This window comes from Actinomadura kijaniata NBRC 14229 (genome assembly GCF_001552175.1).
GTDB lineage: Bacteria > Actinomycetota > Actinomycetes > Streptosporangiales > Streptosporangiaceae > Spirillospora > Spirillospora kijaniata.
Genome location: NZ_BCQR01000107.1, coordinates 17,982 through 42,665 on the forward strand (window position 1 = coordinate 17,982; position 24,684 = coordinate 42,665).

The 24,684-nt window shown below is 73.1% G+C and carries 23 protein-coding genes; 13 read left to right on the plus strand and 10 right to left on the minus strand.

Annotated features, from left to right (window positions below; all coding sequences use genetic code 11):
* Positions 1-84: 84 nt before the first annotated feature.
* Together AKI01S_RS30100 and AKI01S_RS30105 are read left to right on the plus strand one after the other, a co-directional pair.
* Entirely contained in the window at positions 85-654 is a 570-nt protein-coding gene (locus AKI01S_RS30100; protein WP_157420250.1) for a hypothetical protein, read from the plus strand.
* A gap of 567 nt (positions 655-1,221) precedes the next feature.
* A complete protein-coding gene (locus AKI01S_RS30105; RefSeq protein WP_067825336.1) occupies positions 1,222-1,854 on the plus strand; it encodes an RlpA-like double-psi beta-barrel domain-containing protein in 633 nt (210 codons plus the stop codon).
* Between the two features lie 363 nt (positions 1,855-2,217).
* On the opposite strand, the gene AKI01S_RS30110 is transcribed toward AKI01S_RS30105, so the two are convergent.
* Positions 2,218-3,471, minus strand: coding sequence for an aminoglycoside phosphotransferase family protein (locus tag AKI01S_RS30110; protein ID WP_174567432.1), 1,254 nt, complete (start codon positions 3,469-3,471; stop codon positions 2,218-2,220).
* Between the two features lie 47 nt (positions 3,472-3,518).
* On the opposite strand from AKI01S_RS30110, the gene AKI01S_RS30115 reads away from it, so the two are divergent.
* Positions 3,519-4,499 (plus strand): DUF418 domain-containing protein, encoded by a 981-nt coding sequence (locus AKI01S_RS30115; RefSeq protein WP_067825338.1) that lies wholly within the window; start codon positions 3,519-3,521, stop codon positions 4,497-4,499.
* Here AKI01S_RS30115 and AKI01S_RS30120 read toward each other — a convergent pair.
* Positions 4,468-5,010 carry a hypothetical protein gene (locus tag AKI01S_RS30120; RefSeq protein WP_067825340.1) on the minus strand — a complete coding sequence of 181 codons (543 nt, stop codon included), beginning with the start codon at positions 5,008-5,010 and terminating at the stop codon, positions 4,468-4,470. The two genes, AKI01S_RS30115 and AKI01S_RS30120, sit on opposite strands and share 32 nt — an antisense overlap.
* Positions 5,011-5,134: 124 nt before the next feature.
* Between AKI01S_RS30120 and AKI01S_RS30125 the strand changes: the two genes are divergently transcribed.
* The gene (locus tag AKI01S_RS30125; RefSeq protein WP_067825342.1) at positions 5,135-6,823 is read left to right on the plus strand and encodes a GMC oxidoreductase; all 1,689 of its coding nucleotides are present in this window, start codon (positions 5,135-5,137) and stop codon (positions 6,821-6,823) included.
* 13 nt (positions 6,824-6,836) lie between these two features.
* On the opposite strand, the gene AKI01S_RS30130 is transcribed toward AKI01S_RS30125, so the two are convergent.
* Positions 6,837-7,772, minus strand: coding sequence for a TIGR03621 family F420-dependent LLM class oxidoreductase (locus AKI01S_RS30130; protein WP_067825343.1), 936 nt, complete (start codon positions 7,770-7,772; stop codon positions 6,837-6,839).
* Positions 7,773-7,913: 141 nt separating this feature from the next.
* Between AKI01S_RS30130 and AKI01S_RS30135 the strand changes: the two genes are divergently transcribed.
* From AKI01S_RS30135 to AKI01S_RS30145, 3 genes are all read left to right on the plus strand, one after another.
* The gene (locus AKI01S_RS30135; RefSeq protein ID WP_067825345.1) at positions 7,914-8,144 is read left to right on the plus strand and encodes a DUF3311 domain-containing protein; all 231 of its coding nucleotides are present in this window, start codon (positions 7,914-7,916) and stop codon (positions 8,142-8,144) included.
* Complete coding sequence (gene mctP, locus AKI01S_RS30140) at positions 8,141-9,778, plus strand: monocarboxylate uptake permease MctP (protein WP_067825347.1); 1,638 nt, start codon at positions 8,141-8,143, stop codon at positions 9,776-9,778. Before AKI01S_RS30135 ends, mctP begins: the two co-directional genes overlap by 4 nt.
* A gap of 118 nt (positions 9,779-9,896) precedes the next feature.
* The gene (locus tag AKI01S_RS30145; RefSeq protein ID WP_067825349.1) at positions 9,897-10,814 is read left to right on the plus strand and encodes an oxygenase MpaB family protein; all 918 of its coding nucleotides are present in this window, start codon (positions 9,897-9,899) and stop codon (positions 10,812-10,814) included.
* Here the strand turns inward: AKI01S_RS30145 and qcrB are convergent.
* Positions 10,798-12,237 (minus strand): cytochrome bc1 complex cytochrome b subunit, encoded by a 1,440-nt coding sequence (qcrB, locus tag AKI01S_RS30150; protein ID WP_067825351.1) that lies wholly within the window; start codon positions 12,235-12,237, stop codon positions 10,798-10,800. The genes AKI01S_RS30145 and qcrB overlap by 17 nt on opposite strands.
* 106 nt (positions 12,238-12,343) lie before the next feature.
* Positions 12,344-13,402 carry a phosphotransferase family protein gene (locus AKI01S_RS30155; RefSeq protein WP_369688750.1) on the minus strand — a complete coding sequence of 353 codons (1,059 nt, stop codon included), beginning with the start codon at positions 13,400-13,402 and terminating at the stop codon, positions 12,344-12,346.
* Positions 13,403-13,523: 121 nt separating this feature from the next.
* Here AKI01S_RS30155 and AKI01S_RS30160 point away from each other — a divergent pair, with 121 nt between their 5' ends.
* The 4 genes from AKI01S_RS30160 to AKI01S_RS30175 all read left to right on the plus strand — a co-directional run bounded on the left by AKI01S_RS30160 (position 13,524) and on the right by AKI01S_RS30175 (position 18,220).
* Entirely contained in the window at positions 13,524-14,816 is a 1,293-nt protein-coding gene (locus tag AKI01S_RS30160) for an acyl-CoA dehydrogenase family protein (protein ID WP_067825353.1), read from the plus strand.
* Complete coding sequence (locus AKI01S_RS30165) at positions 14,813-15,463, plus strand: TetR/AcrR family transcriptional regulator (protein ID WP_067825356.1); 651 nt, start codon at positions 14,813-14,815, stop codon at positions 15,461-15,463. The genes AKI01S_RS30160 and AKI01S_RS30165 overlap by 4 nt, the downstream gene beginning before the upstream one ends.
* Before the next feature lie 166 nt (positions 15,464-15,629).
* Positions 15,630-17,063 carry a hypothetical protein gene (locus AKI01S_RS30170; RefSeq protein WP_067825358.1) on the plus strand — a complete coding sequence of 478 codons (1,434 nt, stop codon included), beginning with the start codon at positions 15,630-15,632 and terminating at the stop codon, positions 17,061-17,063.
* Complete coding sequence (locus tag AKI01S_RS30175) at positions 17,060-18,220, plus strand: ARPP-2 domain-containing protein (protein ID WP_067825360.1); 1,161 nt, start codon at positions 17,060-17,062, stop codon at positions 18,218-18,220. Before AKI01S_RS30170 ends, AKI01S_RS30175 begins: the two co-directional genes overlap by 4 nt.
* 189 nt (positions 18,221-18,409) lie before the next feature.
* Here AKI01S_RS30175 and AKI01S_RS30180 read toward each other — a convergent pair whose 3' ends face one another.
* From AKI01S_RS30180 to AKI01S_RS30195, 4 genes are all read right to left on the minus strand, one after another.
* Positions 18,410-19,219 carry a PIG-L family deacetylase gene (locus tag AKI01S_RS30180; RefSeq protein WP_067825362.1) on the minus strand — a complete coding sequence of 270 codons (810 nt, stop codon included), beginning with the start codon at positions 19,217-19,219 and terminating at the stop codon, positions 18,410-18,412.
* 74 nt (positions 19,220-19,293) lie between these two features.
* Positions 19,294-19,806, minus strand: a complete 513-nt coding sequence (locus AKI01S_RS30185; protein ID WP_067825364.1) for a hypothetical protein — start codon at positions 19,804-19,806, stop codon at positions 19,294-19,296.
* A 39-nt stretch (positions 19,807-19,845) separates the two neighbouring features.
* Positions 19,846-20,700 carry a class II glutamine amidotransferase gene (locus tag AKI01S_RS30190; RefSeq protein WP_067825379.1) on the minus strand — a complete coding sequence of 285 codons (855 nt, stop codon included), beginning with the start codon at positions 20,698-20,700 and terminating at the stop codon, positions 19,846-19,848.
* A 116-nt stretch (positions 20,701-20,816) separates the two neighbouring features.
* The gene (locus tag AKI01S_RS30195; RefSeq protein ID WP_067825366.1) at positions 20,817-22,277 is read right to left on the minus strand and encodes an amino acid permease; all 1,461 of its coding nucleotides are present in this window, start codon (positions 22,275-22,277) and stop codon (positions 20,817-20,819) included.
* 243 nt (positions 22,278-22,520) lie between these two features.
* Here AKI01S_RS30195 and AKI01S_RS30200 point away from each other — a divergent pair, with 243 nt between their 5' ends.
* A complete protein-coding gene (locus tag AKI01S_RS30200; protein ID WP_067825369.1) occupies positions 22,521-23,024 on the plus strand; it encodes an HAD domain-containing protein in 504 nt (167 codons plus the stop codon).
* Positions 23,025-23,075: 51 nt separating this feature from the next.
* Here the strand turns inward: AKI01S_RS30200 and AKI01S_RS30205 are convergent, their stop codons facing one another.
* Complete coding sequence (locus AKI01S_RS30205; protein WP_245681837.1) at positions 23,076-23,705, minus strand: HNH endonuclease family protein; 630 nt, start codon at positions 23,703-23,705, stop codon at positions 23,076-23,078.
* A gap of 221 nt (positions 23,706-23,926) precedes the next feature.
* Here AKI01S_RS30205 and AKI01S_RS30210 point away from each other — a divergent pair.
* Positions 23,927-24,684, plus strand: a 758-nt coding sequence (locus AKI01S_RS30210) for an SDR family NAD(P)-dependent oxidoreductase (protein WP_067825371.1), incomplete at its 3' end; no start/stop codon positions are given.

A 24,684-nucleotide genomic window follows, 5' to 3' on the forward strand; every position in this document is an offset into this window, starting at 1 on the left:
TCGGCTCTTGCACCTGCACGCCATACCTAGCAGGATTGCCCCGACCCCCGCACTTCCCCGCACGTGAACTCCCCGGAGATCGCGATGACCGCACACCTGAGCGACAGCGACCGACAGGCGCTGCGCCTCGCCCATGACCTGCGTGAAGAGCTGCGCCAGGCGCTTCCCGGCCAGGCCGCCCCCTCCATCTCCCCCTTCGTCGACCCCTCCGGCCGCCCCAGCGTGCTGATGCGGATGGACGCCGACACCGCCCACGCGCTGATGGCGTTGCTGGGGGAGCGGCGCGCGGCCCCGGCCGATCCGCGCCGGGCCGAGGGGATGCCGCTGGCGGCCCCGGCCCCGCCGCCGGCCTCGCGGCCTCCCTTCCCGGGTGAGGGCAACGTGTACGGCGGTTCGTCGTACCCCGGATCGACGCACACCGGCCCGATGCCCACCGTGCCGGGCGGCGTGGTGTCCGGCGGCGCGATGCCCGGCGCCCCCATGCCCAGCGGCGCGGTGCCGAGCGGCGCCCTGCCCGGTGGCATGGTGCCCGGCGGCATGGCGCAGGCCGACGGTTTCGGCGGCGCGTCGCGCTCGCCGGCCGGGTTCGGCGACCCCGGCTCCACCGGGACCGGGGGCCTGCCCCTGATGCCGTCCGCATACCCGGGGCGCTGACCTCTCGTACGGGGCGACCGGAACGCGATCTCCAGCGACGCCCGGGGCGTGAAGCCCCGGGCGTCGCCTTTTTCATGTTCATCTCCAGATCGGTCAAGAACGCGCAAACCCCTATGCCATAAGGGTTTCAAGGAAAAAGATCTACCTAACCAGGGGCAAAGACGGCCTGGATTTGGCAGAAACGTGGTAAAGCTGCCTATACTCGCTGACGGGCCGCCGGCAAAGTGCCATTGACCGGGGCCCGTTCCTGAGCCGTCGTGTCCCGCCCGCCAGGCGGGTCCACCAGCCGGACCACGACCGTCCATGCAGCGGTCGTCTCCCCCTGAGGCCTGTGCGCCTCCCCGGCACCATTCCCGCTCTCCCACGTTCGCGTCGAACGCGCACGCCGCCATTCGGCCCTGCCCGTTCGCGTGGCTGACCCTGCCCTGTCGCCGGGTCCTTCCCCCAGCGGGGTTCCTTCCACGACGGCCATTCATCCGAGCTTTCGACTCGGGCCGTACACCCCTTTTCGCCTGCCGTCGTGCGGGCGGGTGACGGCTGCCCAAATCCGCCGAACGAAGGATCCTCATGCAGAAGCGAGCGCTCAACGCCGTACTCACCGGTGTCACCGGCACCTGCCTGGCCGGAATGATGGTGGCCGGAGTCGCGGCCGCCAGCGGCGACAACGCTCCTGAGCAGAAGAAGATGCCGTCCCAGCAGCCGGCCGCCGCCCACGACCAGGCCCGCGCCGCCGCGCCGCCGCAGCGGGCGAGCCGGTCGGGGAACGCCCGGAAGGCCGAGCCGAAGAAGAGCGAGAAGAAGGCCGAGCAGAAGGTTCTGCTCGCCGGCAAGACCACCGCGTCCTACTTCTGGGACGACGGTTCGGGCGTGAACGGCGACACCGGCGCCCCGGCCGGTGGCAAGCCGATGCAGAAGGGCCTTTTCGCCAGCCCGAGCTGGCCGCTGCACACCAAGGTGAAGGTGAGCTACAACGGCCGCAGCGTCGTCGGTTTCGTCGGCGACCGCGGTCCCGGCGAGCCCTCGCACCGCGGTGTGATGCTGGACCTGGACACCTACACCTTCCGGTACCTGCTCGACGGAAAGAAGCCGGCGAGCAAGTACAACGCCGGTACCGGCGAGGGCCACCTGAAGGGCCTCAAGTGGGAGGTCCTGGAATGGGGCAAGGGCGCCGGCAAGAAGGGCGCGCCCCAGCCTTTCTGATCCCGCGATCCACTCGCGGAACGTAAAGTCCCCGCCGCCCGTCACGGTCGGCGGGGACTTTACTCTGCGATGTGATGTGCCTTACTTCGCGAGGCTCTTCTCGATGTCGGCCAGGACGCCCAGCGCCGCCGCCGGAGTGATCTTCCTCGGCCGGTCCAGGATCTTTCCGGAAGGAGCTCGGCCAGGACCAGGCCGGACCGGACGGCGGTGACCTCGTCCCGCGCCGGGGTTCCCAGATTGCCGAGCACCTCGTGGTCGCCGGTCAGCCGGGTCCTGAGGTAGGCCCCCGCCATCATCTCCGGGGGCGATCCGAGGGGACGGGCGGGCGGCGCGGTGCCTGGGGCGGTCCCCAGCGAAAGGGCGTTACTGCCTGCCCGATCCCCGCGGAACTCCTTCCATGCTGACACGGGACCCCGCCCCGAGGTAAGGGCTCGGCTCACGGGCCACGCGCAGCGCCTCGCGCACACTGGCCACCGGGTCGTCCAGGTGGTAGATCCGTTCGGACGGCTCGATGCCGTCCAGGAACTCCTGGTAGCGGACCGCGTAGGCCAGGTGCGCGAGGGGCTCGGCGAGGGCGAGCGCGCGTTCCGGGCGGGACCGGGGCCGGTGCCGCCGCCAGGCGTCGGCCCAGGCGCGGGCGGCCACGGCCTTCCGGTCCTCGGACAGGTAGTCGAACGCCCGCAGCCCGTCGAGCACCGGGTCGCCGAGGTGCGCGTCGGCGAAGTCGAGGACGACCGGCGGGCCGCCGCCGGACCGCCAGTTGCCGGGGTGGAAGTCGCCGTGGACGAGGGTGGCGGGCAGCCCGCACTCCGCCAGCGCGGCCCAGCGCCGGTTGAGGTCGTGGGCGGCGGCGCGCTCGTCCTCGGTCAGCTCCCCGGCCAGGCGCTCGTCGAGCAGCGCGGCGACCCGGCCGGCGAGCACCGGCGGGCGCCGGTCGGGCAGCGCCTCCCCACCGCCGTCGTAACGCGCCTGCGCGGCGGCCATGCGCGACACGGCGCTGACGACGAGCGGGGCGGCGGCGTTCCAGCAGTCCTCGCCGGGCAGGTCCTCCATCAGCAGCCGGCCGCTCCCCGCCGCCAGGACGGTCGGCACGATCCCCGGGTCGGTCCGGGCCAGGGCGGCGATGGCGGCGGCCTCGTCGGCGGCGAACGCGGGAAGGGTCTTCATCCACACGGGCCCGGCGGCGGTCGGCAGCCGGAACAGGCCGGACAGGTTCCAGGTCCGGTGCTGCTCGGCGGGGCCCGTCACCGGACGGCCCAGGCCGGCCAGGGCGTCCGACGCCCAGTCCAGCAGCTCGCGCAGCCCGTCGAGCCGCGCCCACGGCGCCCGCGACGGCTCGGGGGCGGTGAGCGCGTCATGATCGACGTTGCCGGAGAGGACGCCGGGCGCGGGCCGTCCGAGGGCCTCGACGTGGTAGGTCACGTGCCCGTCCCGTCCGCCCTCCCCGCCTGCCACCTCCAGCAGGCGCAGCACCACGACGGGAACGCCGAGCGCCCGCCGCAGCCGGGCCACGACGGGTCCGGTCTCGGCCCACCAGGGGGAGTCCACCGGGAACGGGCCGACCACGCCGAGCCCCTCGCCGTCCGCCGTCACGTGCGCGCTGACCGTTCGCCCCATCGCACCAGGTTAGGTTCTCGGTAGCCGACGTTCACGCGAGGGAGACGATGACCGCTGCCCCGTCCCGCCGGATCGCCGAGGTCGACGCGGTCCGGGGGCTGGCCCTGTGCGGCATCCTGGCCGTGAACGTCGTCGGGATGTCGGGCATGCCGCTCGGCTCCGGGGTCACGGCCGCGCTCTACGAGACGGCGCTGCACCAGCGCTTCTTCCCGGTCTTCTCGTTCCTGTTCGGGGTGGGCTCGGCGCTGTTCCTGCGCTCGGCGGCGCGGCACACCGACCATCCGGGAGCGCTGCTGCTGGCCCGCCTGGGCTTTCTGATCTTCATCGGGCTGGCGCACCGGACGCTCCAGCCGCGCGAGGTGCTGCTGTCGTACGCCGTGGTCGGGATCGTGGTGCTGCTGCCGTTCTCCCTGCTGCCCCGCCGGGCGGCGCTGGGCGCGGGGGCCGTGCTGACCGGGGCGGGCCTGGTCGCCTTCCACGGCGGCAGCGCGCTCATCCCGGGGCTGTTCCTGCTGGGGCTGGCCGCCGCGCGCTACGGCCTGGCCGACGATCTCGAACGGCGTCCCCGCCGGACGGCGGCGGCGTTCGGGACGAGCGCGCTCCTGGCCCTGGCGGCCGACGGCGCGCAGCTCCTCACCGGCGCGCGGCCGGGCGACTCGTGGCTGCCCGCCGCCGCGGGCCTGCTCACGGGGGCCGCCTACGTGACCGGCCTGCTGCTCCTGCTGCGGACGCGGGCCGCCCCTCCGCTGCTGGCGGTGCTGGTCCCGCTGGGACGGGCGGCGCTGACGAACTACCTGACGGCGACCGTGCTGATCGTGATCGCCCTGCGGGTGGTCCCGCTGGACGACGCTCCCCACCATGACCGGGTCCTGGTGCTGAGCGTCGCGATCCTGGCCGTCCAGACGGCGTTCTGCCGCTGGTGGCTGGCCCGTTTCCGGTACGGCCCCGCCGAGTGGGTCTGGCGCTGCCTGACCTGGTGGAAGCCCCTGCCGAACGCTATCGGTAGCGCCGGGAGAACGTCTGGTTGATCCATTCCAGCGTGGCCCCGGGAGCGTCGGAGGCCGGTCCCTCCGGCGGCGGGGCCGCGCGCTTGCGGGCCGCCTCCTCCGAACGGTCCACCGAACCGACCAGGCGGCCGTTCTGGAACGTCAGCTCGTGGACGCGCTCGTACTTCCACGCCGCCTGGAAACCCATGTGCACGTAGAGGTCCTGGACGAAGTCCCGGCCGATCAGGAGCCCGCCGGTGAAGTCGACGGGGATCTCCAGCCCGGTGTGCGGGGGGTTGCCGTGCCCCCGGCCCCGGGGACGCACCCCGAACACCTCGGCGTCCCGGTCCTCCAGCCCGAGCTCCACCTCGGTGAGGAGCAGGCGGTCCCCGGCCACCGTGTACTCGGCGATGAATCCGCGCCAGCAGGCGGTCGACAGCGGCCGCACCTCCAGGCCGTGGTCGGCCGGGTCGAACAGCCCCTCGCCGTTCTCGCCGACCAGCGAGTACGTCTCGCCCCCGTAGACGACGCGGTCGTTGATCTGTCCCGTCATGGACGCAGTGTCCAGGGGTTGTCATCCGGGTGACAAGACCCTGGCGCAACTGTGGCGTCCGGCCCATTGCCCGGGGAGGGGGCGGGCACGGATAGTCGGGGCGTTCTCGACGCTGGAGGTGCCGGTGGACACCGCCTGGTTCGACGTGCTCGTGGTGGGCTCGGGGTTCGGCGGCAGCGTGGCGGCGTTGCGGCTGGTGGAGAAGGGGTACCGGGTCGCGGTGCTGGAGGCGGGGCGGCGGTTCGGGGAGGAGGACCTTCCCCGCACCTCGTGGCACCTGCGCCGCTACCTGTGGGCGCCCTGGCTCGGCTGCCGCGGCGTGCAGCGCATCCACCTGGTGCGGGGCGAGGCCGGGGTGCTGGTCCTGGCCGGCGCGGGGGTCGGCGGCGGGTCGCTGGTGTACGCCAACACGCTGTACGAGCCGCCCGAGCCGTTCTTCGCCGACCGGCAGTGGGGCCATATCACCGACTGGCGGGACGAGCTCGCGCCGTTCTACGACCAGGCCCGGCGGATGCTGGGCGTCACCGTCAACCCGATCGTCACCCCGGCCGACGAGGCGGTCCGGCGCGTCGCCGAGCGGATGGGCGTCGGCCACACCTTCCACCCGACGCCGGTCGGCGTCTTCTTCGGCGACGGGACGCCCGGCAGGACCGCCCCCGACCCCTACTTCGGCGGCGCGGGACCGGAGCGCACCTCCTGCACCGCCTGCGGGTCCTGCATGGTCGGATGCCGCACCGGCGCCAAGAACACCCTGACCAAGAACTACCTCCACCTTGCCGAACGCGCGGGCGCGCGCGTCCTGCCCGACACCACCGTCACCGCGATCACCCCGGTGGACGGCGGCTACGAGGTGGAGGTGCTGCGGACGCAGGCGCTGCCGGGGCGGCGGCGCCGGCGGCTGCGGGCCGCGCACGTGGTGCTGGCCGCCGGGACCTACGGCACGCAGCGGCTCCTGCACCGCATGCGCGACACCGGGCGGCTCCCGGGGCTGTCGCCGCGCCTCGGCGAGGTCACCCGCACCAACTCCGAGGCGCTGCTCGGCGTGGAACGCATGACCGGCCGGCACCGCCCGGGCGATGTGGACCACAGCACCGGGCTGGCGATCACCTCCTCGTTCCACCCCGACGAGCGCACCCACATCGAGCCGACCCGCTACGGCGCGGGCAACAACGCCATGGGCCTCATCCGCACCCTCCTCATCGACGGCGGCGACGGCCCCCGCTGGCGGAGGTTCCTCGGGGAGGCGGCCCGCCGGCCGGGGACGATCGTGCGCGGGCTGTCCCTGCGGGACTGGGCGAAACGCACCGTCATCGCGCTGGTCATGCAGACCGACGACAACTCCGTCACCGTCGGCCTGCGGGGCCGCGGCCTGGTCGCGCGGCGCGGCGCGGGCGAGCCGCGGCCCACCTGGATCCCGATCGCGCACACCGCCACGCGGATGCTGGCCGAGGAGCTGGACGCGACGCCCGGCGGCACGTGGTTCGACCTGTTCGACATCCCGACCACGGCGCACTTCCTCGGCGGCTGCGTGATCGGCGACTCCCCGCGGACCGGTGTCATCGACCCCTACCACCGCGTCTACGGCCATCCCGGCCTGCACGTCGTGGACGGCTCGGCGATCTCGGCGAACCTCGGCGTCAACCCGTCCCTGACGATCACCGCGCAGGCCGAACGCGCCCTGTCGCTGTGGCCCAACAAGGGCGAGGACGACCCGCGCCCGCCCCTCGGCGCCCCCTACCGGCGGCTGAGGCCGGTCCCGCCCCGCGCCCCGGCCGTCCCCGGCCACGCCCCGGCCGCCCTGCGGCTGCCGTGACCCGTGCCGTGCCTCACAGCAGCTCCACCACCTGGGCGAACTCCTCCATCTGGCGGTCGGGCACCAGGTAGTAGGAGAAGCCGTACCGGTCGCGGCGCGCGACCATCTGCTCGGCGATGTGCCCGGGCGGCCCGACGAACTGGCTCGGCATGTCCAGCACCAGGTCGGCGGGCAGGTCCCAGCCGCGTTCCCGGGCCGTCCGCTCGGCGACCCGGCGCGGGTCGGGGCCGAACCTCGGCGTCACCAGCATGCTGAGCTCCACCTCGCGCCCGTCGGCGGCCTCCCGCACCCGGTCGACCTTGCGGGCGATCGTGTCGGGGAGCCGTTCGGAGACCTCCTCGGAGATGGCGCCGCCCGGCAGCGCGCGCGGCAGGATCCCGACGATGTCGGCGTACCGGCCCGCCAGCCCCAGCATCCGCCCGCTGCCCGCCCCCACCAGGATCGGCGGCCTGCGCTCGGGGACCGGGAAGACCGTCAGGTCGCGCACCCGGTAGTGCGCGCCCTCCAGGGTGGTCTTCCGCCCGTCGAGAAGGCTCCGCAGCAGCCGCAGCGACTCCTCCAGCCGGTCCACCCGGACGCCCGCCGCGTCGAACGCCATCCCCGCCCGCTCGTACTCCTCCCGCAGCCACCCCGCGCCGACGCCCAGCTCGAAGCGGCCCCCGGAGACCTCGTCCAGGGTGGCGGCCTCCTTGGCGAGCACCACCGGGTGCCGGTAGTCGTTGGCCAGCACCAGCGTGCCGACCCGCAGCGTCCGGGTCGCGCACGCCGCCGCCGTCAGCGCCACCATCGGCGCGAGCTGGTCGCCGAACGGCTCGCTGACGAAGTGGTCCCGCAGCGTCAGCGTCGCGTACCCGAGCTCCTCGGCCCGCCGCGCGAGGGCGACCAGGTCCCGCGCGGTGCGGGCGGACTCGGCGGCCACGCCGAAGCGGAAAGGTCTCACATCGTTCATCCGTCCATGCTGCGGGCGGCGGGAGGGGCGGTGCTGGCGGGAAAACGACATCGGATTTGCGTGAGGACCCTGGTGCGGAGGGTGATCGCGAAGCAGGATTGCGGGGACCGTGTCCGGCCGCTCCCCTCTGGAGGACCGCCCATGAGTGAGACTCCCCCCGCGCGGACGCCCACGCCCCGACGCGTCCTGGCCGGTGTCCTGCTGGTCGTCCCGTTCGTCGTGTACCTGGCCGTTCCCAGTTACGCCAAGGTGACCCCGAAGCTGGCGGGGTTCCCGTTCTTCTACTGGTGGCAGCTGCTGTGGGTGGTGCTCACCGCCGTGTGCATCGGCGTCGCGCACCGGCTGACCCGCGGGCGGGGAGGCGCCGAATGAAGAACGTCGACGTCGTCCAGCTGAGCGTCTTCGTGCTGTTCCTGGCCGCGGTGACGGTCGTGGGGTTCCTGGCGGCGCGGTGGCGGCGCGGGCAGACCCTCATGCACCTGGACGAGTGGGGGCTCGGCGGGCGCAGCTTCGGCACGTTCGTCACCTGGTTCCTGCTCGGCGGCGACCTGTACACCGCCTACACCTTCATCGCGGTGCCCGCCGCGGTCTTCGCGGGCGGCGCGATGGGGTTCTGGGCGGTGCCCTACGGGGCCATCGCCTACCCGCTGGTGTTCCTGATCGGCCCGCGCCTGTGGTCGGTGTCGCACCGGCACGGCTACGTGACCACCGCCGACTTCGTCCACGGCCGGTTCGGGTCGCGCGCCCTCGGCCTGGCGGTCGCGCTCACCGGGATCCTGGCGATGATGCCCTACATCGCGCTCCAGCTGGTCGGCGTGCAGGCGGTGCTGACGGTCATGGGGATCACCGGAACCGGACCGGCGGCGGACCTGCCGCTGTTCCTCGCGTTCGCGCTGCTGGCGGCCTACACCTACACCTCGGGGCTGCGCGCCCCGGCGCTGATCTCCTTCGTCAAGGACACGCTGCTGTACCTGGTCGTCATCGTCGCGATCGTCTACATCCCGGCCCGGCTCGGCGGCTGGGGGAGCGTCTTCGACAGCGCCGAGGCCGCGCTGTCGAAACCCGACCCGGCCACCGGCAGGCCGTCGGGGTCGCTCGTCACCACCGAGACGACGCACTGGGCGTACGGGACGCTGGCGCTCGGGTCGTCCCTGGCCCTGTTCATCTACCCGCACACCGTCACCGGCGCGCTCGCCGCCGGACGCCGCGACGTGGTGCGCCGCAACGCCGCCATGCTGCCCGCCTACTCGGTGGTCCTGGGCCTGCTGGCGCTGCTGGGCTACATGGCGCTGGCCGATCCGGGCGTCGTCGCCGCCGTCCGCGAGGCCGGGAACCCGCAGCTTGCGGTGCCGTTCCTGTTCGACGCGGCGTTCCCGCCCTGGTTCGCCGGGGTCGCGTTCGCCGCGATCGGCGTGGGCGCGCTGGTCCCCGCCGCGATCATGTCGATCGCGGCGTCCAACCTGTTCACCCGCAACGTCTACACCGCGTTCCTGCGGCCCGACGCGACCCCCGAGGAGGAGACCCGCGTGGCGCAGCTGGTGTCGCTGCTGGTGAAGGTGGGGGCGCTGGTGTTCGTGTTCGCGTTCGGTAAGTCCCTGGCGATCAACATGCAGCTGCTGGGCGGCATCTGGGTCGTGCAGACCTTCCCGGCCCTGGCGCTCGGCGTGTTCACGCGGTGGTTCCACCGGTGGGCGCTGCTGGCCGGGTGGGCGGCCGGGATGGTCTACGGGACGTGGACGGCCTACCTGTCCTCCTCACCGGCCCAGGAGCACTTCGCCTCGCCGCTGGCGGAGATCCCCTTCCTGGGGCGGAGCGGCTACATCGCGCTGACGGCGTTCGTGCTCAACATGCTGGTCGTGGTGGCGCTGACGGTGGCGTTCCGCGCGTTCGGCGTCCCCGACGGCGCGGACGAGACCTCCCCGTCGGACTACACCGCCGACGCCGCCGACCGGCTCGCCGCCCCGGAGGACCCGGGGCGCGCCCTCACCGGGGAGGGTCCGCGCTGAGCGACACCACGTGAAAGCGGCGGACCGCCGGGTGCAGCCGACACCCGCGAGGCGTGCCCGGAGCACATCACCGCGCACTGGACGGGGACCCGCCCCCTCATGTAAGCATCCACTTATCATGGTGGACACGCGGAAACTGATCGTGCACGGCCCCGAGACCGTCTCCTGGCGGGTCGTCCTGGACCCGCTCATGCTGGTCGCCGGGGTGCGGGCGCTGATGCTCCAGGCGTTGCAGCCGACGACGATGCGCGGTGTCTGGCAGAACTCGGACTTCCTGGAACGGCCGCTCGACCGGCTGTTCACCACCGCCGACTTCGTCGCCGTCACCGCCGTCGGCACCCCCGAACAGGCCGAGGAGCTCGGCGCCCGCGTCCGCGCGGTGCACCGGCGGCTCCGCGTCCACGACCCCGACACCGGGCGCACCCACCGCATCGACGAGCCCGAGCTGCTGCTGTGGGTCCACTGCGCCGAGGTGTCGTCGTACCTGGAGGTCGTCGAACGCGGCGGGCTGAGGCTCACCCCCGCCGGACGCGACCGCTACTACGACGAGCAGAGGCACACCGCGACCTACGTCGGCCTGCACGCCGACGAGGTCCCCGGGAGCGCCGCCGCGATGGAGGAGTACTTCGCGCGGGCCCGCGTCGGGCTGGACCTGCGGGTCATCCCGGAGTCGCGGGCCACCCTGCGCTTCCTGCTGTGGCCGAAGGTGCCGCGCGAGCTGCGGCTGCTCGCGCCGCTGAAACCGCTGTGGGTGCCGGTCGGGCTGATGGCCTACTACACGCTGCCGCGCTGGGCCCGCGACCTCTACCGCGCCCTGCCCGAGGTCCCCGGCGTCCAGCCGCTGGTCACCGCCGGCCTCCGGCTCACGCGGCTGCTGGCGACGGCGGTGCCGCCGGAGATCCGGGGGAGACCGTTCAAGCCGGAGACCCGGGCGCTGATGGCCGACCTGCACGTCCGGCTCGCCAGGTGCGGCGTGCGGCCGCGCCGCAACCTGATGAGGGTGTGGCGGCGCGCGGAGGCTACCGCCCCGAGGTGATCTTCCTGTGCGCGCCCAGCCGCACGGCGGTCTCCTCCGGCACCGGCACGGTGCGCTCGCGGTACTCCCCGGACGGCGACATGGTGATGATCCCGGTCTCGACGCCGTGCCCGAGCAGCAGCATGTCGCGGCGGCGCAGCCCCAGGCAGATCCGCCTGGTGACGACGAACGCCAGCACCGGCCCGGCCAGCAGCGCGATCCGGAGGAACCACGTGGTCGCGAACAGCGACAGCCGGAACGTCTCGGCGATCACGTCGTTGCCGCCCGCCGCCCACAGCACCCCGTAGAACACGATCCCCGCCACGCCCAGCGCCGTGCGGTCCGCGGCGTCACGCGGCCGGTCCAGCACGTGGTGGACCGCCCGGTCCCCGGTGAGGCGCCGCTCCAGGAACGGGTACAGCGCGATCCCCGTGAAGAACACGGTGATGACCAGCAACGGCACCACGATCCCGAGCGCGACCGTGTGCCCGGCGACCGTGACGTCCCAGCCCGGCATCAGCCGCAGCGCCCCGTCGCCGAACCCCACGTACCAGTCCGGCTGCGACCCCGCGCTGATCGCGCTCGGGTCGTAGGGCCCGTACAGCCAGATCGGGTTGATCTGCAGGAACGTCGCCATCAGCGTGACGACGCCGGTCACGAACAGCAGGAACGCCGCCGTCTTCGCCATGAACACCGGGAGGAACGGCCGCCCCTCCACCGCCTTCTCCGTGCTGCGCCCGCGCCGGAAGTCGGTGTGCTTCTGCACCCACGGCAGCACGATCGCGTGCACCGGCACCAGCGCCAGCATCAGCCCCGGCACCAGCAGCACGTGCACGATGTAGAGCCGCGGCACCAGGTCCGTTCCGGGGAACTCGCCGCCCACCAGCAGGAACGAGGCGTACGAACCGACGATCGGCAGCGACTGCACCGAGCCCAGCACCAGCCGCAGGCCCGTCCCCGAGAGCAGGTCGTCCGGCAGCGAGTAGCCGGTGAACCCGTTCGCCATGGCCAGCGCGAACAGCGCGAACCCCAGCAGCCAGTTCAGCTCGCGCGGCTTGCGGAACGCCCCGGTGAAGAACACCCGCAGCAGGTGCGCCACGATCGCCGCGACGAACACGTTCGCCGCCCAGTGGTGGACCTGCCGCATCAGCAGCCCGCCGCGCACGTCGAAGCTGAGGTGCAGCGTCGAGGCGTAGGCCTCGCTCATCCCGATCCCGCGCAGCGGCGCGTAGGAGCCCTCGTAGACGGTCTCGGCCATGCTCGGCTTGAAGAACAGCGTCAGGAACACGCCCGACAGCAGCAGCACCGCGAAGGAGTAGAGCGCGATCTCCCCGAGCATGAAGCCCCAGTGGTCGGGGAACGCCTTGCGCATCGCCCGCCGCGCGAAGCCCGCGCCCCCGAGGCGTTCGTCGATGGCCCGGGCCGAACGTCCGGCCGCTGACATCACACCACCCCCGGTGGTCGGTCGTCGAAGACCTGTACCACCGAACGTAGTACGACAATCCGTAGTACTACAAGGGTGAGTTTTCGGGTCCGGGCGCGGCGCGGTCTCAGGAGGCGATGAACGCCTGCGCCCGCCGGAACAGCGCCAGCGTGATCGAGTGCAGCAGGTCCCCGGTCTCCTTGGGGGCCTTCCCGGCGAACGCGCGGGCGTGCGTGCCCTCCAGCACGATGCCCAGCTTGAAGCAGGCCAGCACCGCGTACCAGGTGATCGACGACAGGTCGCGGCCCGCCGTCGCCTCCGCGCGCTCGCCGTAGGCGGCCACCAGCTCCCCGGGAGAGGGCAGGTCGCCCGCCTCGCCCAGCGGACCGGCCAGCATCGCGCTCTCGGCGTCCCCCGCCGGCCAGGTCGCCAGCAGCCAGCCGAGGTCCAGCAGCGGGTCGCCGATCGTGCACATCTCCCAGTCCACGATCGCCGCGACGTCCGGGCCGTCCGGCGCGAACATCAGGTTCGCCAGGTGGTAGTCGCCGTGCATGACGCCGGGCCGCCAGGTGGCCGGCCGGTTGTCGTCCAGCCAGGACGCCACCTTGTCCAGGCCCGGGATGTCGGGGCCGGGGTAGCCGTCCAGGGCGCCGTAGGACTCCAGCTCCGACATCCAGCGGCCGACCTGGCGCTCCAGGAACCCCTCGGGCTTGCCGAAGTCGGCCAGGCCCACCGCCTCGTGGTCGACCGCGCCCAGCGCCGACAGCGCGCGGGCGGCGTTCAGGCCCATCGCGCGGCGGACGTCCGCGTCGCCCCGGTGGAGGTCGGGGAGGGCGACGGTGGCGTTGAAGCCCTCGATCGGCGTCATCAGGTAGAAGACCGCGCCGTTCAGGACCGTCTCGTCCGGGCACGCGGCGATGATCCGGGGCGCGGGGACGTCGGTGCCGTCCAGCGCCGACAGCACGCGGGCCTCGCGGCGCAGCACGTCGTTGGTGCGGGCCCGCAGGTGCCGGGGACCGCGCCGCAGCACGTAGTCGCGGCCGCCGCGCCGGAAGCGGACCAGCACGTTCTGGGTGCCGCCCGACAGCGGGGTCACGTCCTCGAACGGCCCGCCCGGCAGCCCCTGCCGGTCCATCCATCCGGCGAGGACGGCGAAGTCCACCAGTTCGGGGTCGATCTGCTGCACGGCGGGTTCCCTCCCCAGGCCACGGTCCTACCGGAGGGTAACAGTCATGCACTTGCATTAACCAATCAGGCAGGGCGATTATCGCGGGGAGACCGGACCCCGAGGCCCGAGGAGGCCGCCGATGGCGTGGGACTTCGAGACCGACCCCGAGTACCAGCGGCTCCTGGACTGGGCCGACGCCTTCGTCCGCGACGAGGTCGAACCCCTCGACCTGGTGCTGGGCGACCCCTACGACAAGACCGACCCGCGGTTCAAGGAACTGGTCCGCCCCCTCCAGCAGCGGGTGAGGGACCAGGGACTGTGGGCCTGCCACCTGGGCCCCGACCTCGGCGGGCAGGGCTACGGCCAGGTGAGGCTGGCGCTGCTCAACGAGATCCTCGGCCGCTCCCGCTGGGCCCCGTCGGTGTTCGGCTGCCAGGCCCCCGACTCCGGCAACGCCGAGATCATCGCCCACTTCGGCACCCCGTCGCAGAAGGAGCGCTACCTGGCGCCGCTGCTGGACGGCGAGATCTCCTCGTCCTACTCGATGACCGAGCCGCACGGCGGGGCCGACCCGACCCTGTTCACCACCCGCGCGGTCCGCGACGGCGACGGCTGGGTGATCAACGGGGAGAAGTGGTTCTCCTCCAACGCCCGGCACGCCACCTTCCTCATCGTCATGGCCGTGACCGATCCCGACGTCAGCGCCTACGAGGGCATGTCGATGTTCATCGTGCCCGCCGACGCGCCCGGCCTGGAGATCGTCCGCAACGTCGGCGTCGGCGGCGAACGCGAGGGCTCCCACGGCTACCTGCGCTACGACGGCGTCCGCGTGCCCGCCGAGAACCTGCTCGGCGAGGAGGGCGGCGCGTTCGCCATCGCCCAGACCCGCCTGGGCGGCGGCCGCATCCACCATGCCATGCGCACCATCGCCCAGGTCCGCCGGGCGTTCGACATGATGTGCGAGCGCGCGTTGTCCCGGCAGACCCGCCACGGCCCGCTGGCGAAGCTGCAGATGACCCAGGAGAAGATCGCCGACAGCTGGATCGAGATCGAGCAGTTCCGGCTGCTGGTGCTGCGCACCGCCTGGCTCATCGACAAGCACCGCGACTACCGGAAGGTCCGCAGGGACATCGCCGCCGTCAAGGCCGCCATGCCCAAGATCTTCCACGACGTCGTCCAGCGCGCCATGCACCTGCACGGCGCGCTCGGGGTGTCCAACGAGATGCCGTTCGCGTCCATGATGATGGGAGCGCAGGCCCTGGCCGTCGCCGACGGCCCCACCGAGGTCCACAAGATCACGGTGGCGCGGCAGGTCCTGCGCGACTACCGGCCCGTCGAGGGACTGTGGCCGACCGGCCATCTGCCCACCCGGCGCGCGGCCGCCCGCGAACGCTACGCCGCCGCCCTGGAACACCTGATCGGAAACGAGTGACCGACACCCGGGAACGCCTGCTGGACGCCGCCCGGCGCCTGTACGCCGAACGCGGCCTGGACGCGGTGAGCCTCCGCGAGATCAACCAGGCCGCCGGGGCGCGCAACGCCACCGCCGTCCAGTACCACTTCACCGACCGCGCCGGGATCGTCCGGGCGATCTTCGCCCGGCACTCCCCGCAGGTGGACGCGGGGCGGCACGCCCTGCTGGACGCGATCGAGGCCGCCGGGGAGACGGACCTGCGGGCGTTCGCCGCCGCGCTGGTCCGCCCCCTGGCCGCGCTGCTGGCCGACGAGGACGGCCGCCGGTTCCTGCAACTGTGGGCCGACGTCGTCAACCGCCCGGACCCGATCATCCCGGCGGCGGTGCTCGACGACCCCGCCGACAGCCTGTGCCGCTGGCGCGCCCTGGTCGAGCCGCTGCTGGCCGCCGACGCCGCCCGGCTGCACCGCCGCTTCACCGCGATCCTGCACGCCTCGATCGAGCTGGCCCGCCGCGCCCGGTCCGGCCCGCACGCCGACGACCGGCTGTTCACCAGCTACCTCATCGACGTGATCACCGCCGTGCTGGCCGCCCCGGTGTCGGAGGAGACCCGCCGCCTGGCCGCCGAGCGCGACGCCGCCCGCGCCCGCCGCCCCCACGCCTGACCGCCCGCCCGATAACGGGATGATCCGCCCCCGCCCCGGGTGCTAGCGTGCCGGTGCCGGCCGCGGGACTCCGGCAGCGACTTCCGGAACCCGCCTGTACAGCGATGATTCGCAGCTCGCGCCCCCACTCCCCGGCCGGCACCGCGCTTCCTCCCGAGGGGGACCGATGGACGAGACGCTCGCCGACCTGGTCGCGTGCGAGGACGCGCTGACGTTCGTCAACGCCGCCGTCACCGCCACCGGCCAGCGCGAGTTCCACGACGACGCCTGGCGGCAGGTGCTGTCGCTGGGGTTCCTGCACGACTACACGCGGGAGAACTACCGGCACCTGTACGCCGCCGCGCTCGCCCTCGGCGTCAACGACCACAACGCCACGCTGATCATCCGGAACCTGCTGGTCCACGCCGCCGCCGTCGACGCCGACCGCCGCCGCGCCGAGGGCCGCCTGATCGCCCGCCGGCTGGAGCTGCTGCCCGCCCAGCGCGTCTACAAGCTGTTCGGCGAGCTGCGGCGGCTCGGCGTCAACAACCGCCGCACCCGCGCGATCATGCGGGACTGGCTGGCGGCGCGCCCCGACCCGGCGTTCGACGCCGTCAAGTACCGGGGCCGCCTCAAGGTCGCCGCGCGCCACGCCCACCTGCGGCTGCGCGGCGAGACCGGCGACTTCCTGTTCGCCCCCACCGCCCGCAAGCGCTTCGAGACCCCGATGTTCGAGAGCTGGCGGCGCGCCCACCACGAGCAGGCCGCGATCTACGACCTGCCCTACACCGTCGCCGAGGGCTTCGCCGCCAAGCACGGCGTCCCCCGCGCGGCGTTCCTGGAACGCGTCGAACACCGCATGACCCGCCTGGAACGCCTGCGCCTCCAGGAGAACGCCCGCGCCCGGAAGGTCGAGGCGATCCGCGAGCGGGCCGACCTGCCCGGCATGGGCCTCACCCGCCTGGCCACCTACGCGCTGTCGCTGAAGCTCGACGACCGCGCCGCCCGCCGCGCCGAGCTCACGCGCGCCCTGCGCACCGCCGCGCTGCGCGCCGCCGGGGAGCAGGCGGGCCGCTGGGGCGCGGTCGCGGCCGTGCTGGACGACAGCTACTCGGCGACCGGCTCGGCGCAGAAGCGCCGCCGTCCCCTCGCCGTCGCCCTGGCCTGCCACCACCTGCTGGAGGCGCTGGCCGCGCCCGGCCGCTACACCGCGCACTGGACCTCCGGACGCGGCGACGCGCTGCTGCTGTACCCCTTCGGTCCGACCCCGCTCGGCACCCGGATCCTGGACGCCCTCGACACCGGCCCCGACCGCCTGGTGATCGTGTCGGACGGCTGGGACAACGCCCCGCCCGGCCTGGCCGCCGAGGTGCTGCGCGTCTGGCGCACCCGGCTGGACCCCGGCCGCCGCGTCACGGTCACGCACCTGAACCCGGTGTACGACGCCGAGGGGTTCGACGTGCGGCGGCTCGCGCCGACCGTGCCCACCGCCGGGATCCGCGACGCCGAGGACCTGCCGGTCCTGGTGGAGCTGGCCCGCTTCGCCGAGGGCCGCGCCGGCCTGGCCGAGCTGACCGCCTACCTCGACGCCCGCGTCGCCCGCTTCCTGGAGCAGCCGTGAACCCGCTCGACCTCGACCTGTCGGGGCTGACCACCCGTCCGGCGCAGGTGTGGGGCTCGGTCCGCCTGGTGCCCCTGGTCCGCGACGAGCCGGTGCCGCACCTGCGCCTGCACCGCCGCGCCACCAACGACGCCCCGAGCGTGGTGGACGTGGGCGACGGCACCGCCTACGTGTCGTTCGTCCCGCACGCCTTCGTCGCGACCTGGGAGGGCGACCAGCTCCCGGCCGCCTCCTACGGCACCCGCCTGCTGGAGCGCGACATCCCCGAGGCTCCACCGCGTATGCCGATCCGGACGGTGCGCCGCATGGCCCGCCGGATCGACAAGAACCGGCTGCGCTTCCTGCCGCTGCACCTGGCCGTCGAGGGCTACCTGGCGCTGCACTTCAACGGCCCGGACGTCCTGTGGGAGGAGTGGTCACAGCGGGCTGTGCGCAACGGCCTGTCGCCGCGCGCCGAGGAGGCCTACTGCGGCGCGTGGGTGTCGGGCCTGGAGGACGCCCTGCGGATCTTCGAGATCCATCCCGGCCAGTGCGGAGTGATGATCTACGTCGCGGACGCGCTCGCCGGGGCGTTCGCCGTGCCGCACCCCGACGACTACCGGGAGCTGCACCCCACCCTGGTGGAGGACCTCTACGGCGAGACCGTCTACCACTACGCCCTGCTGACCCTGCACAACGACCTGTCGGTCCCGCTCGACGCGACCGCCGTGCGCTCCCTGGCCGATCTGCGCGCCCAGGCCGGGGCCAGGTGGCGCGAGTGGGCCGCGTTCCACGACGAGGTCATGGCGGGCGGCCTGTTCGACCCGGACGGCTCGCTGGAGGACGTGCAGTACCTGAAGGGCTTCACGCTGAAGCGGTTCCTGCCGTCGTTCACCCCGCGCCGGGAGAACCACATCGGCGAGGTGATCGTGGGGGAGGACGGCCGCGTCGCCTACCTGAAGTCGTTCCGCCTGTCGGAGGCCCAGATCCGCCGCGGCTACCTGATCACCCGGCTGGCCGCCAACGACTGGCGGCTGTCGGACGCCGCCGCCGACCTGGGCACCGACGAGGCGTCGCTGGCGCTGCGCCTGGAACGCGCCGGGTTCGGCCACCTGCTGCGCCAGGACGTCCTGGACCACCACCGGGCGCGGGCCCGCAAGGGGACCGGCACGGGCTGACAGGCACGGGCTAGGGCCTGTTTCACAGTGGGCCTCAGCCGCGCACGCGAGCGCGTGACCTGACCTGCGGGGCCGACGCCGCAGGCGAGGGCCCGCGGGTCAGATCGCGAAGCGATGTCGCGCTCGCCAAGACCTGGTGAGGTGCGAGCCCCTGGGCGAGCGCCGTAGGCCAGGGCTTTGAAACACAGGCTAGCGCAGCCCGGTGAACAGGTCGTCCTCCCTCTCGGGGACGTCGACCCGGCTGAACACGCGGGTGAACGCCTCGCTGCCGAACATCGCCTGCCGGGCCTCCTCGGGCAGCCGCAGCAGGAAGATGCTGTCGCCCTGGCTGGCGTGCGCCTCCAGCGCCTTGAACTTGCGTCCGGCGTGCTCGGACACGTCCAGCACCGCGTGGATCATCTCGTCGGGCACCCCGAAGTCGTCGGGCAGCTCGTCGAACCCCTCGATGCCCAGCTCCCGCATCCGCAGTCCCATCTCCCGGACGGCGGAGCGGGGGACTGCGGGGTAGTAGAGCTTGTCGGCGATCCCGGTCCGCTCCACCGCCGCGACCGCGACCCGGTGGGCCTGGATGTGGTCGGGGTGGCCGTAGCCGCCGTTCTCGTCGTAGGTCACCACGACCTGCGGCCGGTACTTCTCGATCAGCTCGGCGACCCGCGCCGCGCCCCGCTCGACGGGCAGGTTCGCGAACGCCTCGGGGTGGCCGTTGGCGTCCCACCCGTCCATGCCCGAGTCCCGGTAGCCCAGCGGCTCGACGTGGTCGATGCCGAGGATCCGCGCCGACTCGGCCAGCTCGGCCAGCCGCCGGCGCGCCACGCCCGCGTCGTCGTGGCCGGGCTCACCGGGCTTGCGCCCGCCCTCGTCGTCGCCCTGCTCGCCGTTGGTGCAGGTGACCAGGACGGTCCGGATGCCCTCGGCCGCGCACCGGGCCAGCAGGCCGCCGGTGCCCAGCACCTCGTCGTCGGGATGCGCGTGGACCGCCATCAGGGTGAGCTGCCGCATGTTCCGGACTCCTCGGACGCACTGCTCGGACCGGGCCACTGTACGGCCAGGGACCGACAGTCCCACGGGCGGCCCTACCGGGCGGGCCCGTCGTGGACGTCGCGCAGCATGATCACGGAGAAGCCCTGGCGTTCGGAGGCCTCGGCCATCTCCTCGACGGTCGGGACCCGCTCCACGTTGATCCGGAGGCTGAGTTCGCGCTGGGCGCGGCGCGCTCCCATCGCCTCGATGCGGCGCACGTAGACCTCCCCCACGGTCGCGGGATCCTCGACGAGTTCGCCGCGCATCGGCCGGATCCGGCCCCGGTGCAGCACCTCCACCTCGTGGCCGCCCCGGAAGTTGAGCCGCCATCCGGCGGCGGTGAGGGAGGCGATCCCGTCCCCGACGGGGTGCGCGGTGACCGGGACGGCGTACCGGCGGCCGGTCCGGCGGCCGGTGAACCGCAGCACCATGCGGCGTCCGGGCAGCGGCCCGCGCAGCGGTCCGGGCAGCGGCAGGCCGAGCAGGAGCCTCATGGCCGGGTTGAGCGCGCGCAGCAGCGGCGCGGGCGGCGGGGACAGTTCCACGGGCGGGCGGCGATCGGGCATGCCCCCACCCTCACGCGGCCGCCCGCCGCCGTCCAGGGCTCAGACCTGGGAGGTGGCCTCCTCCAGCGACAGGTCGTCGACGGTGAGCGGGTGGGCGGGCGGGTCGAACGGGAACAGCGACGTCGCCGTCAGGCCGTCGACCACCAGCAGCTCGCCGGGGGCCAGCAGCCGCCAGTCGGGGTCGTCGTCCATCCGTTCGCTGGCCACGACGTAGGCGGGGGTGGCGGCGTCGCCGGCCGCCACGTCCAGGCTCCCCGGCTCGTGCTCGGACTCCAGGTGCCGCACGTTCCCGAACCCGCCCAGCTCGGGGGAGAGGGCCCACAGCTCGTTGGGCTCGGGGTAGCGCAGCGCCCACAGCCGCCGGGGTTCGGCCAGCAGCAGGTTGAGGGAGTAGACGGGCAGCTCGGCGGCGATGCGCCGGACGGCCGAGACCAGCCCGGCGGTGGTGTCGCCCTGCCGCCGGATCTCGGCGGAGATGTAGGCGAACACCCGTTCGGAGTCGGTCTGTCCCTCCATCAGCGCCCGGTCCACGTCGGTCAGCCACGAGTCGAGGACGTCGAGTCCCTGCACCACGCCATTGTGGGCGAACAGCCGGTCGTTCATGTCGAACGGATGGGAGTTGTGGACGCTGACCGCGCCGGTGGAGGCGTAGCGCACGTGCGACACGAACGTGTGCGACACCACGTGCTTGGCCATCGCGGAGAAGTCGGTGTTCTCGTACGCCGCGATCGGCGCCCGGTCCCGGACCGGTTCGTCGCCCAGCGAGAACCAGCCGAGGCCGGTGCCGTCGGGCATCCTGCGGCTCTGCGTCCGGAGGCTCTGCGGCGCGTCCAGCAGCCAGAACGTCGCCCGCACGCGGGGCCCTCCGGTGGTCATCCCGAACAGTCGGCACATGCCCACCACAATGGCCGAGGCCCCGGCCCCGCGTCAGCGGTTCCGGGGCCCGGGCCTCAGGTGGGGACCGATCCTTTACACGGGGGCCGGCCCCCGTCGCGGGAGCGGCCGCGGGGTCAGTCGTGCGGCTGCTCGACGCGCAGCGCCTGCTTCTCGCGGACCTGGCCGCGCACGCAGAACCAGCCGACCACCAGCGCCAGGATGATCACCGGGATGGCCAGCACGGTCATGTGGCCCGCGCCGTCGTAGTCGAACCACATGAGCACGATCACGGCCGCCAGGAAGGCCAGCGTGACGATCTCCGAGACCGGCGACCAGGGCAGCCGGAACGCGGGCCGCCGCAGCTCACCGGTCTTGGTCCTGCGCACGAACAGCAGGTGGGACAGCATGATCATGGCCCAGCTGCCCAGGATGCCGATCGAGGCGAAGTTCAGGACGATCTCGAACGCCTTCTTCGGCACCCAGGCGTTCAGCCCGACGCCCAGCACGCAGACCGCGCCGGTCATGAGGATGCCGCCGTAGGGGACGTGCGACCGGCTCATCGCGGTGGTGAACCTCGGCGCGGACCCGGCCGCGCCGAGGGAGCGCAGGATGCGCCCGGTGGAGTACAGGCCCGAGTTCAGCGACGACAGCGCGGCGGTCAGCACGATCAGGTTCATGATGTCGCCCGCGGCGGGCACGCCCAGCTTCGACATCACGGTGACGAACGGGCTGACGCCCTCCTTGTACTCGCTCCACGGCAGCAGCATGGCCAGCAGCACGACCGAGCCGATGTAGAAGATCAGGATGCGCCAGACGATCGAGTTGACCGCCTTGGGCATGACCTTCTCGGGGTTCTCGGTCTCGCCGGCGGCGACGCCGACCAGCTCGGTGGAGGCGTAGGCGAACACGACGCCCTGGACGAGCACCAGCATCGGCAGCCAGCCGTGCGGGAAGACGCCGCCGTGGTCGAACATCAGCATCGGGCCGGAGTCGTGGCCGCCGACCTTCTCGCCGGTGACCAGCAGGAAGATGCCGATGCACATGAAGACGATCAGCGCGCCGACCTTGACGATGGAGAACCAGAACTCCAGCTCACCGAAGATCTTCACCGAGATCAGGTTGACGGTCAGCACCACCGCGAGCGCGATCAGCGCCAGCACCCACTGCGGGATGGTGGTGAACATCTTCCAGTAGTGGATGTAGAGCGCGATCGCGGTGATGTCGACGACGCCGGTGGTCGACCAGTTGAGGAAGTGCATCCAGCCGGCGACGAACGCGCCCTTCTCGCCCATGAACTCGCGGGAGTAGGACACGAACGAGCCGGAGGAGGGCCGGTGCAGCACCAGCTCGCCCAGCGCGCGCACCACCATGAACGCGAAGAAGCCGCAGACCGCGTAGGCGATGGCCAGCGAGGGGCCCGCGTTGGCCAGCCGGCCGCCGGCGCCCAGGAACAGGCCGGTGCCGATGGCGCCGCCGATGGCGATCATGTTGACGTGCCGGGTCTTGAGGGTCTTGCTGTAGCCCTCGTCACCGGCGTCCACGACTCGCGCCGCCTCGGGGGGCGACGTTGCCGCCCGGAGCTGGTGCTCGCTCACGCCTGGTTACCGCCTTTCAACGGGGTGTCGGTGGGGGATGACCCGGGGCAGTTTCGGCCATGAGTCCCAAACGTGTCAAAACGTCGCCCAAAAATAACCCCACGTGCACCCAAAAGTGACCGGTGACCGCTGGGACCGCCGGGGCGGGCGGGGCCGGTGGGGCGGCATGTCCGTGGCAAGGCGCCGTAACGTCGCGGGCAACAAAGATCCACGACTCGGGCCCGGATGCCGTACGGTCCCGGTATGGGATCCCCGTTGGTGCTGCTGGACGTCGACGGCGTCCTCAACCCCTTCACCAAGCCGCGTCGCGGCGGCTACCGCCGCCACCGCTGCTCGCCGAACGGGGTGACCTACAAGCTGTGGCTGAGCGGCCGGCACGGCCCGTGGCTGCTGGAGCTGGCCCGGGCGGCGGGCGCGGAGCTGGCCTGGGCCAGCTACTGGTGCGACCAGGCCAACGAGTGGATCGCGCCCCGGGTCGGGCTGCCGGAGCTGCCGTTCGTGCCGATCCCGCGCTTCCCGGGCATCGAGGAGGGGCGCACGCTGGGCGCGTGGAAGGCCCGGCACGTCGCCGGATGGACGGCGGGGCGGCCGTTCGTGTGGTTCGAGGACGAGCCCGACGCCACCGACTGCATCGCGGGCGAGCCGGACGTGGGCGAGCACCTGCTGGTCGCGATCGACCCCCACGTGGGGCTGACCGAGGACGACATCGGGCGGGCCGCCGCCTGGCTGCGCGACCTGGGGAGCTGACCGGGCGTCCCCCGGGGCGCCGGTCGCGCGGCCGGGCGGCGGCGCGCCGGGTCAGCAGGCGCGGAGCATGCGGGACAGCGCGTTGCGCTCGGCGACGTCCACGGTCAGCTTGTAGCGGTGCTTCACGTCGATCCAGGACCGCGCGTACATGCAGCGGAACGAGGCCAGCGGGGGCGTCCACTCGGCCGGGTCCTTGTCGCCCTTGGCCTGGTTGACGTTGTCGGTGACCGCCCACAGCTGCGAGCTGGAGCGGTCGTTGGCGAACGCCCGCCGCTGCGCGGTGGTCCACCGGCTGGCGCCCGAGCGCCACGCCTCGGCCAGCGGGACCATGTGGTCGATGTCGACGTCGGAGGCGCGGCGCCAGGTGGCCCCGTCGTAGGGGCTCTTCCAGGTGCCCGCCACGGGGGAGCACCGGGAGTCGGTCCGCACGCCCCGGCCGTCGCGCTTGAGCACGGCCTCGCGGGTGTTGCAGGCCCCCGACACGGTCGTCCAGTGCGGGAACTTGGCCCGGCTGTAGCCGGTGCCCGGCCCCTCGGACGCGACCCTCAGCGCCGCCAGGTGGCGGGCGGCCTCGGCCTTGCCGGGCGGCGGGGGCGGCGCGGCCAGGGCGGGGGCGGGGCCCAGGGCGGGAACGAGCGCGGCCGTCGCGAGGGTGGCGACGATGATCCCCGTTCGCTTCACGGGTTCTCCTCTCCGTCTCATGATCATGAGGCGGCAAGTCTGGATTTCCCGCATTAAGAGGAAATGTCGATTAGATGATCAATGGGATCACAAACCGATCACACGGCGAACGGAACCCCGTCCCCTGCGTCAGGGGTCACTTACATTCCGGCCGGATCACCGGGCAGGATGGGATCCCCGGGAGAGGGCCGAAAAATCGGCCTGACCGAAAAGGAGTTTCGATGGGTTCCCTTACGGGTCGTCTCGCCCTGGTCACCGGCGGCAGCCGCGGCATCGGCCGCGCGGTCGCCCTCGCGCTGGCCGCCGACGGGGCCGAGGTCGCCATCGTCTACCGCCGGGACGAGGAGGCGGCGCGCAAGACCCTGGCCGACGTCGGGAGCGCCGGATCGCGCGGCTTCGCCTACCGGGCCCCGGTCGACGACCTGGACGCCTGCCGCGACCTGGCCGCCCGGATCGAGGCCGACCACGGCCGCCTGGACATCCTGGTGCACAGCGCCGGGATCGCCAGCCGGGGCCACGCGGTCGCCGACACCGACCCCGCCGAGCTGGCCCGCGTGCTGGCCGTGCACGCGCTCGGCCCGCACCACCTCACCCAGGCCCTGCTGCCGCTGCTGCGCCGCGCCGACCGCGGCGACGTGGTCTTCGTCTCCAGCGCCATCACCGGGATCTGGCCGCCGTTCAGCGCCCCCTACGCCATGGGCAAGGCCGCCATGGAGGCCCTGGCGCACACCCTGGCCAAGGAGGAACGCGGCCACGGCATGCACGTCAACATCGTCGCCCCCGGCCTGGTCGACACCGACATGGGCCGGCGCCTGGTGCGCGCGACGACGGGGGTCGAGGACATCCGCCGGCAGGACGCCGCCTCGCCCTACGGGCACGTCTGCTCGCCCGAGGAGGTCGCCGACGTCGTCCGCTTCCTGGTCTCCGACGCCGCCTCCTACGTCACCGACCAGCGGATCGTCGTGGACGGCGGGACGTT

What these genes read in the sequence shown, in the direction of transcription:
- AKI01S_RS30145 (WP_067825349.1), top strand. Translation starts at nt 9,897, where the DNA reads ATGGTGGACACGCGGAAACTGATCGTGCACGGCCCCGAGACCGTCTCC.
- AKI01S_RS30180 (WP_067825362.1), bottom strand. Translation starts at nt 19,219, where the DNA reads ATGCGGCAGCTCACCCTGATGGCGGTCCACGCGCATCCCGACGACGAG.
- AKI01S_RS30135 (WP_067825345.1), top strand. Translation starts at nt 7,914, where the DNA reads ATGAGTGAGACTCCCCCCGCGCGGACGCCCACGCCCCGACGCGTCCTG.
- AKI01S_RS30185 (WP_067825364.1), bottom strand. Translation starts at nt 19,806, where the DNA reads ATGCCCGATCGCCGCCCGCCCGTGGAACTGTCCCCGCCGCCCGCGCCG.
- AKI01S_RS30105 (WP_067825336.1), top strand. Translation starts at nt 1,222, where the DNA reads ATGCAGAAGCGAGCGCTCAACGCCGTACTCACCGGTGTCACCGGCACC.
- AKI01S_RS30170 (WP_067825358.1), top strand. Translation starts at nt 15,630, where the DNA reads ATGGACGAGACGCTCGCCGACCTGGTCGCGTGCGAGGACGCGCTGACG.
- AKI01S_RS30190 (WP_067825379.1), bottom strand. Translation starts at nt 20,700, where the DNA reads ATGTGCCGACTGTTCGGGATGACCACCGGAGGGCCCCGCGTGCGGGCG.
- AKI01S_RS30110 (WP_174567432.1), bottom strand. Translation starts at nt 3,471, where the DNA reads ATGGGGCGAACGGTCAGCGCGCACGTGACGGCGGACGGCGAGGGGCTC.
- mctP (WP_067825347.1), top strand. Translation starts at nt 8,141, where the DNA reads ATGAAGAACGTCGACGTCGTCCAGCTGAGCGTCTTCGTGCTGTTCCTG.
- qcrB (WP_067825351.1), bottom strand. Translation starts at nt 12,237, where the DNA reads ATGTCAGCGGCCGGACGTTCGGCCCGGGCCATCGACGAACGCCTCGGG.
- AKI01S_RS30130 (WP_067825343.1), bottom strand. Translation starts at nt 7,772, where the DNA reads ATGAACGATGTGAGACCTTTCCGCTTCGGCGTGGCCGCCGAGTCCGCC.
- AKI01S_RS30120 (WP_067825340.1), bottom strand. Translation starts at nt 5,010, where the DNA reads ATGACGGGACAGATCAACGACCGCGTCGTCTACGGGGGCGAGACGTAC.
- AKI01S_RS30160 (WP_067825353.1), top strand. Translation starts at nt 13,524, where the DNA reads ATGGCGTGGGACTTCGAGACCGACCCCGAGTACCAGCGGCTCCTGGAC.
- AKI01S_RS30200 (WP_067825369.1), top strand. Translation starts at nt 22,521, where the DNA reads ATGGGATCCCCGTTGGTGCTGCTGGACGTCGACGGCGTCCTCAACCCC.
- AKI01S_RS30100 (WP_157420250.1), top strand. Translation starts at nt 85, where the DNA reads ATGACCGCACACCTGAGCGACAGCGACCGACAGGCGCTGCGCCTCGCC.
- AKI01S_RS30115 (WP_067825338.1), top strand. Translation starts at nt 3,519, where the DNA reads ATGACCGCTGCCCCGTCCCGCCGGATCGCCGAGGTCGACGCGGTCCGG.